Origin of the sequence: Christiangramia sabulilitoris (assembly GCF_007050985.1) — a bacterium.
GTDB lineage: Bacteria > Bacteroidota > Bacteroidia > Flavobacteriales > Flavobacteriaceae > Christiangramia > Christiangramia sabulilitoris.
Genome location: NZ_VHSF01000002.1, coordinates 430,747 through 443,736 on the forward strand (window position 1 = coordinate 430,747; position 12,990 = coordinate 443,736).

15 protein-coding genes and 3 tRNA genes are annotated in these 12,990 nt (G+C 38.3%); 13 read left to right on the top strand and 5 right to left on the bottom strand.

Annotated elements, in window-relative coordinates; genetic code table 11:
* Positions 1-16 precede the first annotated feature (16 nt).
* Positions 17-1,249, bottom strand: coding sequence for an ABC transporter permease (locus FGM01_RS08440; RefSeq protein WP_143410738.1), 1,233 nt, complete (start codon positions 1,247-1,249; stop codon positions 17-19).
* Positions 1,250-1,255: 6 nt separating this feature from the next.
* Between FGM01_RS08440 and FGM01_RS08445 the strand changes: the two genes are divergently transcribed.
* Positions 1,256-2,497 carry an exo-beta-N-acetylmuramidase NamZ family protein gene (locus tag FGM01_RS08445; protein WP_143410739.1) on the top strand — a complete coding sequence of 414 codons (1,242 nt, stop codon included), beginning with the start codon at positions 1,256-1,258 and terminating at the stop codon, positions 2,495-2,497.
* A gap of 76 nt (positions 2,498-2,573) precedes the next feature.
* Here FGM01_RS08445 and FGM01_RS08450 read toward each other — a convergent pair whose 3' ends face one another.
* Positions 2,574-3,422, bottom strand: coding sequence for a thioredoxin family protein (locus tag FGM01_RS08450; RefSeq protein WP_166435204.1), 849 nt, complete (start codon positions 3,420-3,422; stop codon positions 2,574-2,576).
* Positions 3,423-3,462: 40 nt separating this feature from the next.
* The gene (locus FGM01_RS08455; RefSeq protein ID WP_143410741.1) at positions 3,463-3,963 is read right to left on the bottom strand and encodes a YkgJ family cysteine cluster protein; all 501 of its coding nucleotides are present in this window, start codon (positions 3,961-3,963) and stop codon (positions 3,463-3,465) included.
* On the opposite strand from FGM01_RS08455, the gene FGM01_RS08460 reads away from it, so the two are divergent.
* Both FGM01_RS08460 and FGM01_RS08465 read left to right on the top strand, forming a co-directional pair.
* On the top strand, positions 3,963-4,664 hold the full coding sequence (locus tag FGM01_RS08460; protein ID WP_143410742.1) for a class I SAM-dependent methyltransferase: 702 nt from the start codon (positions 3,963-3,965) through the stop codon (positions 4,662-4,664). The two genes, FGM01_RS08455 and FGM01_RS08460, sit on opposite strands and share 1 nt — an antisense overlap.
* 101 nt (positions 4,665-4,765) lie before the next feature.
* Positions 4,766-5,542 (top strand): zinc metalloprotease, encoded by a 777-nt coding sequence (locus FGM01_RS08465; RefSeq protein ID WP_143410743.1) that lies wholly within the window; start codon positions 4,766-4,768, stop codon positions 5,540-5,542.
* Between the two features lie 68 nt (positions 5,543-5,610).
* Here FGM01_RS08465 and FGM01_RS08470 read toward each other — a convergent pair whose 3' ends face one another.
* Complete coding sequence (locus FGM01_RS08470; protein WP_143410744.1) at positions 5,611-6,525, bottom strand: FKBP-type peptidyl-prolyl cis-trans isomerase; 915 nt, start codon at positions 6,523-6,525, stop codon at positions 5,611-5,613.
* Positions 6,526-6,605: 80 nt separating this feature from the next.
* Between FGM01_RS08470 and FGM01_RS08475 the strand changes: the two genes are divergently transcribed.
* From FGM01_RS08475 to FGM01_RS08485, 3 genes are read left to right on the top strand one after another with little or no spacing between them, the layout of a single operon-like run.
* Positions 6,606-7,013, top strand: coding sequence for an RNA-binding S4 domain-containing protein (locus FGM01_RS08475; protein WP_143410745.1), 408 nt, complete (start codon positions 6,606-6,608; stop codon positions 7,011-7,013).
* A complete protein-coding gene (locus tag FGM01_RS08480; RefSeq protein WP_143410746.1) occupies positions 7,006-7,587 on the top strand; it encodes a methyltransferase domain-containing protein in 582 nt (193 codons plus the stop codon). Before FGM01_RS08475 ends, FGM01_RS08480 begins: the two co-directional genes overlap by 8 nt.
* The gene (locus FGM01_RS08485) at positions 7,584-8,084 is read left to right on the top strand and encodes a phosphoribosyltransferase family protein (protein ID WP_143410747.1); all 501 of its coding nucleotides are present in this window, start codon (positions 7,584-7,586) and stop codon (positions 8,082-8,084) included. The genes FGM01_RS08480 and FGM01_RS08485 overlap by 4 nt, the downstream gene beginning before the upstream one ends.
* Here the strand turns inward: FGM01_RS08485 and FGM01_RS08490 are convergent.
* The gene (locus FGM01_RS08490) at positions 8,076-8,597 is read right to left on the bottom strand and encodes a shikimate kinase (protein WP_143410748.1); all 522 of its coding nucleotides are present in this window, start codon (positions 8,595-8,597) and stop codon (positions 8,076-8,078) included. The genes FGM01_RS08485 and FGM01_RS08490 overlap by 9 nt on opposite strands.
* A 126-nt stretch (positions 8,598-8,723) precedes the next feature.
* Between FGM01_RS08490 and FGM01_RS08495 the strand changes: the two genes are divergently transcribed.
* From FGM01_RS08495 to FGM01_RS08525, 7 genes are all read left to right on the top strand, one after another.
* Positions 8,724-8,796 (top strand) — tRNA-Lys (locus FGM01_RS08495).
* A 31-nt stretch (positions 8,797-8,827) separates the two neighbouring features.
* A tRNA-Lys gene (locus tag FGM01_RS08500) sits at positions 8,828-8,900 on the top strand.
* 70 nt (positions 8,901-8,970) lie between these two features.
* Positions 8,971-9,054, top strand: a tRNA-Leu gene (locus tag FGM01_RS08505).
* Positions 9,055-9,268: 214 nt separating this feature from the next.
* Complete coding sequence (locus FGM01_RS08510; RefSeq protein WP_143410749.1) at positions 9,269-10,171, top strand: MerR family transcriptional regulator; 903 nt, start codon at positions 9,269-9,271, stop codon at positions 10,169-10,171.
* A 9-nt stretch (positions 10,172-10,180) separates the two neighbouring features.
* Entirely contained in the window at positions 10,181-11,647 is a 1,467-nt protein-coding gene (locus FGM01_RS08515; RefSeq protein ID WP_143410750.1) for a phytoene desaturase family protein, read from the top strand.
* A 1-nt stretch (position 11,648) separates the two neighbouring features.
* Positions 11,649-12,488, top strand: coding sequence for a phytoene/squalene synthase family protein (locus FGM01_RS08520; protein WP_143410751.1), 840 nt, complete (start codon positions 11,649-11,651; stop codon positions 12,486-12,488).
* Between the two features lie 12 nt (positions 12,489-12,500).
* The gene (locus FGM01_RS08525; RefSeq protein ID WP_143410752.1) at positions 12,501-12,950 is read left to right on the top strand and encodes a sterol desaturase family protein; all 450 of its coding nucleotides are present in this window, start codon (positions 12,501-12,503) and stop codon (positions 12,948-12,950) included.
* Positions 12,951-12,990: the final 40 nt, after the last annotated feature.

Here is a 12,990-nt window from a genome sequence, read left to right on the forward strand (position 1 = left end):
ATTTTGGTCGGAAATTCTATTCGAACTTAATAGCTTTTACCGGCGAGATTTTAGCAATGATAAGAGAAGGTATAAGCAGCATTAGCATGCATAGCAACAAGGTTCCCAGGTTTACAGCCAGGATATAATCCCAGTTAAGGTATACTGGCACCTCGGTAACATAATAGGTTCGCGGGTCCAGTGGGATTAACTTAAAAAACTTTTGCAGGGCAAGGATCCCAATACCAATAAGGTTACCCCAAAAGAGCCCGAGTAAGATTAGATAACCGGCATTGTATAGAAATATTTTTCTTATACTCCAGTCAGATCCGCCCAGTGCTTTTAAAATACCGATCATTTGCGTACGTTCAAGAATCAGAACAAGTAGTGCCGTGATCATATTAATACCGGCCACAAGGATCATAATACCTATAATTAAAGCAATATTAAAATCGAAAAGAGAGAGCCATTCAAAAATGGAATAATATTTCTGGCTGATGGTTTGGGTATCCAGAAAGGAACCGGTATTCTCATACACTTCATTTCCCTTTTGATCCAGATCCTCAAAATCATCTACAAAAACCTCAAAATTTCCTACCTGGTCATCTTCCCACCTGTTGATACGTTGTATGTGTCTAATATCTGCCAGTAAATAGAGTTCATCAAACTCCTGAAAACCAGATTCATAAATTCCTGTGATTTCGAACCCTCTTACCACAGGACGTTCACTATCTTCCCGTAGAAAATAAGTGGGAACCTTATCACCTGTTTTAAGTCGCAGCCTGTTGGCCAGATACTGGGAAATTAAAATTTGATCATTAAGTCTGTTGGAAAAATCGGGAAGCTCTCCTTCGATAAGGAACTCCTCGAAATAATCCCAGTTATAATCATCTCCTACCCCTTTTACAATAACTCCCTCAAAATCCTCATTTGTCCTTATCACCGCAAATTTTGTAGCTACTGCCTGGATGTGTTTTATCCCATCAACCGAAGTAAATTCCGGATAGAAATCCTGATTCCTGGAAACCGGGATCAAAGAGACTTTGGAATTATTATTATCGTAGCTGGAAATATTAATATGACCATTAAAAGCAGCGATCTTATCCCTGATCTTTTCCTGCAGTCCGAGCCCTGTAGCAAAGGCTACCAGCATCATAATAATACCAATAGCGATCGCTGTGATCGCTATTTTTATTATAGGTGCAGATATGCTACTTTTATATTTTTTAGCGCTGATTAGCCGCTTTACAACGAAATACTCGAAATTCAATATCCTATGATTAAGAGGTTGCTCAAAAGTACATTTTTATTCTCTTTTATCGGAATTCTTTCCTGTGGAAACACAAACCATGAAACTCTGAACAATTCAGAAAATAGCGTGGCGTCCACAGATACCCTTCAATCAAATTCAGAAATCATTTTAGGGGCGAACAGGACCCGGGAATATCTTCCCTTGCTAAAAAATAAAAAAGTAGCGATCATTGGAAACCAGACCTCGATCATAAAAACCCGAAAAGGAGATTACACGCATCTGGTAGATTCCTTATTAAGCCTAAACATCAATATCAAAAAAGTCTTTGCTCCGGAACACGGTTTTCGCGGTACTGCAGATGCAGGCGAAATTGTAAAAGACGGGATCGATACAAAAACCGGATTGCCGGTTGTTTCATTATATGGTAGTAATAAAAAACCATCGGCAGAAACCCTGCAAGGAATAGATATTCTCATTTTCGACATACAGGATGTAGGAGCTCGGTTTTATACGTATATATCTACGCTGCATTATATAATGGAAGCGGCTGCAGAAAACAACATCCCGCTTATTATTCTGGACAGACCCAATCCTAACGGGCATTATATTGATGGACCTCTTTTGAAAAAGGAACATTCAAGTTTCGTTGGGATGCATCCGGTACCTGTGGTTCACGGGATGACCATCGCAGAATATGCTCAAATGATCAATGGTGAAAACTGGCTTAAAGATGGAATTAAAGCTGAATTAAATATTATAGCCCTAAAGAATTACGATCATACAAAATCGTATTCTTTACCTAGAAAACCTTCTCCCAACCTTCCCAATGAAAAAGCCATAAATCTTTATCCCAGTTTATGTTTTTTTGAAGGTACTAATGTGAATGCCGGCAGAGGCACAGATAAGCAATTTCAGGTATTCGGTTCACCATACCTGAACCAAAACTATTATGACTTCAGCTATACCCCGCAATCTAAAGATGGGGCTACCAATCCCAAGCATTTAGGAAATAAATGTTTCGGAAGGGACCTGACCAATTCAGAATATTTATCGGCTTTAAACCTGGAATGGCTAATTGAGGCTTATGAGCATACCTCTAATAAAAAGGAGTTTTTTAATTCATTTTTTACAAAACTTGCCGGGACTAAAAAACTTCAGGCGCAAATTGAAAGTGGCTGGTCCTTGAACCAAATCCGGGATAGCTGGAAAGAGGATTTATCTAGTTATGATCTAATGAGAAAAAAATATCTGCTTTACCAGCTATAATTAGTTTAATCGAAAAAATAGAAAGCCTAATCATTGCGATGCTCTGGCATTCTATTTTTCATATTCAGGTTCTTATTTAATCTTTTGAAGCGACAAGTTTGGAATACCTGGTCCAGTATACCTCGGGGTTTTTGAGCTGGTTCATTTCATTTTTCCATTTTTGAATATTTTCTTCATCACCTTCCTCTTTGAACAAACAGTAATTCAAAAAACAGTAGATACCCCAGTTATACTTTCTTAGATCTTCTTCATCGATCTTTTTTTCAAGGAATCTTCCCACCTTCCGATAATTCCCCTCATACAGGTCCACATTTGCTTCCAGGAGTTTTATCTTTTGTTCCATCATATTATAATTAGACTGTTTTGAGTCCAGCAGATCTTCTGTTTCTGATAGATATTCCTTCGCGAGTGCTAATACAGTATGCCTAACCTCGGGGTCTTCCAGGTAAAGGCTGAAATCGAGATATTTCTGAGCAAGTCTCAAAGCAGTGGAATAACTTGGCTGCCGGTTGAAATAAGCAGTTTCAAGTTGCATAAAAGAGGTATTAAGTCGATACTTTTCCAGAATGCGCAGCGTTTGCATTTTATCTGTATAACCAAGATTATTGTGCAGCACCTTGCCATTAGCATCCATAATGACAACGTAGGGAATTCCACGAACACCATATTCATTCACTAACTGCCTTTGCGTATCAAAATCTACCCTTAGCGGGACATAATTAGCAAGGACATCCTTTACCTCTTCTTCACTCCAAACATCCCGGTCCATTTTCTTGCAGGGACCACACCAATTCGCCCAGAAATCAACAAGGATCAATTTATTGCTGGCTATCGCAACTTTCTGCGCGGTCACCAGGTCTGTATACCAATTGGTCGCGTAAAGATTGGGAGTCGATAAGAAAAGGAGGAGGAAAAGTTTCTTCACGGTTATAAATTTTGTTAAATAAAAACAAAATTTTTTAGACCTAAAAGTTAGTTTTCAATCTTTTTTTCATTTCCTCCACAATATTGTAAGCTGCAGGGCATACAGCGGTATTCCTGATAGTTATACCAGAGATCTTATGAAAATCCTTACGGTCTGTATGAGGATATTCCCGGCAGGCCTTGGGCCTTTTTTCATAAATTGAACAATAATTATCTGTTCCTAAAAAAGGACAAGGAACCTGCTGCAGTACGTAATCATTTTCTTCATCAAGCCTCAGGTAAGTATCTATAAAATCACCCGGCTTCATCCTGAAATGTTTACTTATCCTTTCAATATCCTTCTGAGTAAAAAGTGGGCCGGTAGTCTTACAGCAATTAGCGCAGGTAAGACAATCTGTTCTGGAAAATTCATCTTCATGCAATTCAACCATAAGGCTATCCAGATCCTTTGGCGGTCTTTTCTTAAGTTTAGAAAAGAACTTTCTATTTTCCTTCTTCTTATCTTTGGCCTTTTCAGGTAACCTTTTAAGAATTTCTTCCATTGGACAAAAATAAGGATATATTCGGCGCAGCCATCAAAGCATTTTATAAAGAAAATGATCAAACAGATATCACGGTACATTCACCAGATTTTGATGATGATATTATCCCCATCGATTATCTTTTCAGGGAATTTGACGAAATGCCCCAAATTGAGCAGATCGCGCTGCAAAGTTGTGAAGGTAAGGTTCTGGATGTAGGCTGTGGAGCAGGAAGTCATGCTCTCTATTTGCAAAACATTAAAAATTTAGATGTAAAAGCCATAGACACTTCTCCCGGAGCGATAGAGATCGCCAGAGAAAGAGGAGTCAGAAATGCTTTTTGCGAAGACTTTTTTAAGATAGAGAAGCAAACCTATGACTGCATTTTAATGCTTATGAATGGTAGCGGCATCATTGGGACACTGGATAATCTGCCGCAGTTCTTTGCACAGGCAAAGACTCTTCTAAATGCAGGAGGTAAAATATTACTGGATTCTTCAGACCTTATTTTCCTTTTTGATGATGACGATGTAAATACAGACTCCTATTATGGCGAGTTAAGTTACCAGTTAAGTTATAAAGGTCTCAATTCAGATCATTTTGACTGGTTATTTATCGGTCAGGAACTGTTAATCAAAAAAGCGAATGAACATGGTTTTGATTGCAGAATAATTGCTCAAGGAGAAAATCATGATTTTTTAGCCAGCCTAAACGTTAGATAATTTATCCTGTAAACTCTTTATTTGCAAATGATTTCAGAACTCAAAAAATACCATATTACTTACTATTTTTCCTATTTTTGCAACATTCATTTAAATTCAATATGAACAGATTAAAAAGAATAGTACTTTTTCTCGCTTTTACTTCACTCATCTTTTCATGTACCTCAGATAGCCCTTCTGAAACTGGTGATGGTATAGACAGATCTGGTAACCTCAGGTTAACAGGTTCATCAGGATCAGACCTTCTCAGCGATATGAAATTCACCTCAATGAATATAGAGATTGTCTATGTGGAAGGTTTTCGACCTACTGATGAAGCGATCAATATCTTGAAAAATTTCCTCGCCGCCAGAACGTTTAAACCTGATGGGATCTCTGTCACTTTAAGATCTGTGGAATCCTCAGGTAGTTCTCCATTTTCTGAAGCTGACATTACTAAGGTAGAGAGGGATACCAGAACCGCATACAATGCAGGTGATGAAATAGCTGTATGGATCTACTTTGCCGATGGTGAAAAAGAGAATCCGGAGCAAAATCTTGTAACACTTGGTTCAGCATTTAGAAATACCTCCATCATTATTTATGAAAAGGTAATCATGGATTTTGCCAGCCGAAACGGAACTCCAGACAGGGCCACTATAGAAGCGTCTACCCTCACCCACGAATTTGGCCACTTATTTGGTCTTGTGGATCTGGGCACCGTTCCGGTATCCAATCATGAAGATCCGGATAACCAGGGGCACTGTGTTACCGATGGATGCCTGATGAGAGCCGCAATAGAATTTGGAAGCGGGGTTATTAATGTGATCGAAGGTTCAGACGTACCAGATCTCGACCAGGCCTGTATTGATGACCTGCAGTCCATAGGCGGGAAATAATTATCGAAAATCAGATATAAAAAAAACCGGAAAGCAGTGCTTTCCGGTTTTTATATTTTAAAAGGATTCTATTCGAAAATATCCGGATCTAAATAATCTGGAACTCCATCTTCATTTTTATCTCCAAGTTCATCTTTAGTTAACCTGCCATCACCATCGTCGTCTGCGTCAGAAAAATTTGGCAGACCATCTCCATCTGTATCGTCGTTAAACAGGTTCCCGTCACCATCAATATCCTCCATAATAGAGGCTACACCATCCCGGTCATGGTCTGCTTCATTTACGCGGAACATATTAATAGAAAATATAATTGGAGAGTATGCCGGGATAGTTCTTTGCGGCGCATTGAAATAAGCAAGACCAGAAGGCATAAATATAGCTCCAACCCCATAATCATTATTCCATTCTATCGTATTATCAGAATTTACAGTAAAACCGGAAGCTGCACGAAACTCTTCCAGACCTTCAGAAAATCCTTCCACAGGTCCCGGAACAATATTATTACCATTAGGACCGGCCTGCACATATGAGGTTAAATTAAACCAGGTAGGAATTTTTAACCTGCTGTCAAAAACGGTTCCGCTTAGAAGTTCTCCCTGATAGGCAACCAGGGTGGAATCTGCAAAAGATGGTTTTTCCCCGGCTCCTTCACGTTCTACCAAAACATATAATTGCTGATCTACCCCCTGAAAGTTCACGGTTTTCGTGATAAGCTTATCTGAATCTATAATAGGATCCTTATCCTGATTCTCTCCCGCAATGGTATCAAACGTTACAACATAGTTGAAATCCTCAGAAGGATCTTCAAATTCTTCGTAGTTATAAAAGTGGGTAGAAAGATATTCAATTAGGGCCTGGTCATCTTCAATGGCCTGCTCCCCTCTGTCTCTAGGCGGAATAGGCTCTGGTGTATCATCATCGTTATTACATGAAAAAATGAAGAACGCCGACAGGCTAATCATCATTATTTTGTTTAATCTCATCAGAATTCTATTTTGGAGCCGCAAGATACAATAATCTTGTATTTTTGCTTTAATATGAACGCTGATTTAGAGGTCAAATTATGAGAGTTGATAAGTTTTTGTGGTGTGTTCGATATTTTAAAACCAGAAGCCTGGCCACCAATGCCTGTAAACAAGGAAAAGTAAGGCTTGGAGAAGAGATCATGAAACCTTCAAAAGAAGTGTTTCCCGGAGATAAATTAAGGGTAAGAAAAAACCAGATAAACTATGAGCTGGAAGTTCTTGATATCCCCAAAAGCCGTGTTGGCGCTAAACTGGTCAACTTATATGTTTTGGATGTAACACCAAAAGAGGCATTTGAAAATCTGGAACTTTTAAAATATTCCAAGGATTATTACCGAAAAAAGGGTACCGGCCGGCCTACCAAGAAAGACCGCAGGGATATTGATGACTGGTTCGAAACTACTGCCGACGAGATTAAAAAACCAAAGGAAAAAGAAGATGAATGAAAAATTCTGGTCCCGGCGGTATAAAGATAAAAATACGGGATGGGATATTGGCTACATTTCAACACCCCTTAAAGATTATATTGACCAGTTAAAGAATAAAAATCTGATAATTCTCATCCCCGGCGCCGGAAACTCTTATGAAGCCGAGTATCTTTTCAAACAGGGTTTCAGGAATGTCTTCATATGTGATCTGGCTGCAGAACCTCTGGAACACTTCAGGCAAAGAAATCCTGATTTTCCCCGGGAACAAATTCTCCATCAGGATTTTTTCGACCTCGAGGGTTATTTTGACCTGATCCTGGAGCAAACATTTTTCTGTGCCATACCAGTTGATAAAAGAGAAGATTATGCCCGCCAGGCATTTCAGCTCCTCGATGAAGGTGGCATACTGGCCGGAGTGTTTTTCAATTTTGATTTAAGCCAAGATGGTCCTCCTTTCGGTGGAAATAAAGAAGAATATTTGGCGTATTTTAGCCCCTACTTCAGGATAGATATACTTGAAAGCTGTTATAATTCCATCCCGCCAAGAAAGGGAAATGAATTATTTTTTAAATTCAGAAAAATTAAAAAATGAAACATCATCCTCCAATTTTAAACCAGGAAGAAATAAAACATAAGATCAGGAGAATCGCCTACCAGATCTATGAAAGCAATGTGGAAGAGCAAGAAATAATCATTGCTGGCATTGCTAAAAATGGTTTTATCCTGGCGCAAAAACTGGATAAGGAATTAAAGAAGATTTCCCCTATCAAAACAAAGCTTTGTGAAGTGGTAATAAACAAGAAGGATCCTCTGGGAACAATTACGACCTCACTGGAACCGGCTCAATATGAGAATAAAGCAATTATTCTGGTTGATGATGTGCTTAACTCGGGCACAACACTCATTTATGGGGTTCGGCATTTTTTGAAAGTACCACTAAAACATTTCAAGACCGCCGTACTTGTGGACAGAAACCATAAGAAATACCCGGTCAAAGCCGATTTTAAGGGCATATCATTGTCTACATCCCTTAGCGAAACAGTAAAGGTAACTTTTGAAGAAGGTAAAGACAGGGTAGAATTATTTTAATTGCTGCTGAATTTCCCCGATAATGCTCTTTGCTGATTTTTCACTGCAATCGATGGTGTAATCACTCTGATTGTAATAAAAGTTCCTTTCAAACAAATGTTTCCCAATGAATTCCAGCAGTTGATCTCTGTCCTTTAAATGGCTAATCATAGGACGGTGATCTTTTTCCTGCAATAACCTGTCTGTAAGTGTATTTATATTTAATTTAAGATAAACTGAAGTTGTTTCCCTGGAATCCTTTATTAACTGCATGTTATTTCCGTAACAGGGAGTACCACCACCAAGGGCCACAATAACGTCCTCATCAAGTTCTATAAGATCCTCCAAAGTTTTTCTTTCTACTCTTCTAAAGTATACTTCACCCTTTTTCTGAAAAATTTCAGAAATAGAAGTTCCTTCATTTCTTACTATTAGTTCATCCAGATCTATAAATTTCATGTTCATCTCTGCGGAAAGCTGCTCACCCAGAAACGATTTTCCGGATCCCATATAACCTAGAAGAAAAATTTTCATGCCTTAAACTGCTTAAAATGAGTTAAAGGCAAAACTATGATAAAATTATAGCAAATAAGCCTTGAAAAATAAATTAATGAGTGTATATTTGCACCCGCATTCGCAAAAAGACGGATGTTTTTTATTGATCTGGTAGCTCAGTTGGTAGAGCATCTCCCTTTTAAGGAGAGGGTCCTGGGTTCGAGCCCCAGCCAGATCACTTTTAAGTTCTAGATTATATTTTGTTTTAAGATCTGGTAGCTCAGTTGGTAGAGCATCTCCCTTTTAAGGAGAGGGTCCTGGGTTCGAGCCCCAGCCAGATCACTTTTAAGTTCTTACCGGTATCTTCCGGTTTTATTTTTACCAGCCTATGGAAGTTTTTTTCCATATTTTCACCCGGGTGCTGGAATTGGTAGACAGGCATGGTTGAGGGCCATGTGTCCATTAGGGCGTGCGGGTTCAAGTCCCGCTCCGGGTACTACACTACTTTCCTTTTTTTATATTCCATTACGTTTCTTAAGACTTTAGACAATGTTATTTTTGTCTTCACTCAGGTGTTTGATTCCCAGTATCTTACCCTTAAATTATTAATTTTGTTTAATTATTTTATCCTACAATTAAACAATTTAACATTTTAATAATCCGGTTACACGTGATTTTTGTTTAGATTTGTTTAATCCCTACAAGAAATCATGGAACATATAAAGCAAAATTTCAGTATTAAAGACCTCGAACACCTTAGTGGTATCAAGGCACACACGATCAGAATCTGGGAAAAACGTTATGACATTCTTAACCCGGAACGAACAGATACTAACATCAGAACTTATAATGGTGAAAATCTCCAGAAGTTGCTGAATATTTCTTTTCTGAACAGCCACGGGTATAAGATCTCGCGTATCTCTAAAATGGAAGACGATGAGATAAATAAACTTGTAAGAAGGATATCTGCTTCATCAAGCGAAGAGAACCGGGCTAAAAACGCATTTAAGCTGGCCATGATGAACTTCGATGATCGCCTCTTCGAAAAGACTTATAATAAGCTTCGGGAAAAAAGGAATTTCAGAGAAGTATTTCATGATGTATTCATTCCCCTATTAGACGAGATCGGTTTATTATGGCAAACCGATACCATCAAACCTATTCATGAACATTTCATCATTGAATTAATAAAGCAGAAGATCTACCTGAACATAGCCGACCTGCGAACAGAACTGAAAACCGGGGAAGATCCAGAATTGTATGTTTTATTCCTACCCGAAAATGAGATCCACGATATTGGGATATTGTACCTGAACTTTGAATTATTGAATGCAGGTAAAAATGCGATATATCTTGGTCCCAGCCTACCCCTGGATAATATGGATTACCTGATGAAGATCCATAAAAACCTTGTCTTTGTGAGTTATCTTACAATTTCACCTGTCAATACCGATATTCAGGAATTCATCGATGATTTCCAGGAAAAACTATGCGTGGAAAAAGACCATCAGCTTCTTCTTTTTGGCCAGCGAACCAAGGAGATAGAACAATCCACTTTGAAGCCGAATATAAAGATTCCTGTTTCCGTGATCGATTTTATAAATACGTTATAGCCCTATAAAATGCCCAAAAAAATCAATATAATCGGTTCCGGATTTTCCTCCCTTGCCGCTTCTTGTTATTTAGCCCAGGCAGGATATGAGGTTAATGTTTTTGAGAAGAATACTAGCGTAGGTGGCCGCGCCAGACAATTTAAAAAGGATGGATTTACTTTCGATATAGGCCCAACCTGGTATTGGATGCCAGATGTTTTTGAAAAATTCTTCGCAGACTTTAACCGAAAAACTTCAGATTATTACCAACTCGAAAAACTGGATCCCGCTTATCAGGTCTATTTTGATGAAAATGATTCAATTTTAATTCCCGGCAGTCTCAATGAAATTTACCAGAGTTTCGAAAATGAGGAAGCCGGTAGCTCCCAAAAGCTGGAAAAATTTATCACTAAGGCGAGGGACAATTATGATATTGCGATCAAAGACCTGGTCTATCGTCCTGGAATTTCACCTATGGAACTTATAACACCTGAAACCGCTACCAGGATGGGGAGGTTTTTCACCAATATAAGTAGCGAAGTAAGAAAAGAATTTACCAATAAGAAACTAAGAAAGATCCTGGAATTTCCAGTTCTCTTCCTGGGAGCAAAGCCAAGTGATACCCCGGCATTTTACAGCTTTATGAATTATGCCGATTTCGGACTGGGAACCTGGCATCCTAAAGGAGGTATGTATAAGGTCATAGAAGGCATGAAAGACCTTGCAGAATCGCTGGGGGTGATTTTTCATCTTAATGCTTCTGTGGACAGGATAATTACCGAAAAAGGGAAAGCCAAAGGTTTAGTGGTAAATGGTAAGGATCATTTTGCAGATATTGTGCTTTCCGGTGCAGATTATCACCATTCTGAACAGTTACTCCCTGAAAAGCTAAGACAGTATTCAGAAAATTACTGGAAAAAAAAGACATTCGCTCCTTCTTCCCTATTGTTTTACGTGGGATTTGACAGGAAATTAAAAAACGTTTCCCATCACACCTTGTTTTTTGACAGTGATTTTGAAGAGCATGCAAAAGATATATATGATGATCCAAAATGGCCAGACAACCCATTATTCTATGCCAGCTTCCCATCCATAACAGATGAAACCTGCGCTCCTGAAGGTAAGGAAGCCGGAATTTTCTTAATTCCTCTCGCTCCAGATCTTAAGGATGACGAAGCTACCAGGGAGCATTATTTCAATATCATCTTAGACCGTTTTGAAAAGATAACCGGGCAAAATATCAAAAACAATATTATATTTAAAGAGTCCTTTTGTGTAAATGACTTTAAAGAAGCCTACAATTCTTATAAAGGTAATGCTTATGGAATGGCAAACACGCTATTACAAACAGCCTTTCTAAGACCAAAATTGAGAAGTAAAAAAGTGGAGCATTTATATTTTACCGGACAGTTAACCGTACCAGGTCCGGGAGTACCACCTTCTTTAATCTCCGGTAAATTAGCTGCTGGTCTGATAGAAAAAAATGAAATAAAATAAAATGAAAGCTATTTTTGACATCGTATCAAGATCATGTAGCCGGATCGCCACGAATTCCTACAGCACCTCTTTTTCTCTTGCTACAAAAATGCTCGCCCCCTCGATACGGCAGGATATTTATAATATTTATGGTTTCGTAAGATTTGCAGACGAAATAGTGGATACATTTCACGATTATGATAAAGAGCAGCTTTTCCATGATTTTGAAAAGGACCTTTATAAGGCTATCGAAGCCAAAATATCTCTTAATCCTATTCTAAATTCTTTTCAGGAAACAGTGCACAGGTATGGTATAGAAAAGGATCTATATGCCGCATTTATGGACAGTATGCGCCTGGATCTGCACAAATCTCAATATCTCAGCATAGATGAATACAAACAATATATATATGGCAGCGCCGATGTTGTTGGATTAATGTGCTTAAAGGTCTTTGTTCATGGAGATCAAAAAAGATATGATGAGCTAAAGGATTCAGCAATGAGTCTTGGTAGCGCTTTTCAAAAAGTAAATTTTCTGAGAGATCTAAAAGCAGATTATGAAGACCTGAGTAGAAGTTATTTCCCAAATGTAGACCTCTCCGAACTTAATGAATCTAACAAGCAGCAAATAATAAATGAAATTGAAGAAGATTTTAAAAAAGGTCTTGAAGGCATAGCACAACTTCCTGTAGAAGCGCGTTTTGGTGTCTATACCGCCTATATTTATTACAATAAATTGTTGCAAAAATTAAAAAGAATTCCATCTTTGGAAATTAGAAAACGTCGGGTAAGAGTACCTAATTACCAAAAGGCGGGATTGCTGGCAAAATCTTATATTTCTTTTAGATTGAACCTTATTTAAATACTTACTGAAATGGATATTGTGTTGTGGATCTTAGTATTTCTGGGAACTTTTTTGATGATGGAGGGAATGGCCTGGTTTACCCATAAATACGTCATGCATGGCTTTCTCTGGAAACTTCATAAAGATCATCATAGAAAAGATCATAGTAGCTGGTGGGAACGTAACGACCTGTTCTTTGTTTTTTACGCATTGATTAGCATATGTTGTTTTTTATTATGGGGCAACAAAAATGTATGGATCGCCCTGCCTATAGGCCTGGGCATCCTGGCTTATGGTATCACTTATTTTTTTGTACATGATATTTTCATACATCAAAGATTTAAGATCTTCAGGAACGCAAATAATAAATATGCCAAGGGCATTAGAAGAGCGCACAAAACGCACCATAAGCATTTAGGCAAAGATGATGGCGAATGTTTCGGAATGCTTTATGTCCCTTTTAAGTATTTCAAAAAATAAATATCAAATCGTATTTGAAGTTCTCCCGGGAGGACAGTAT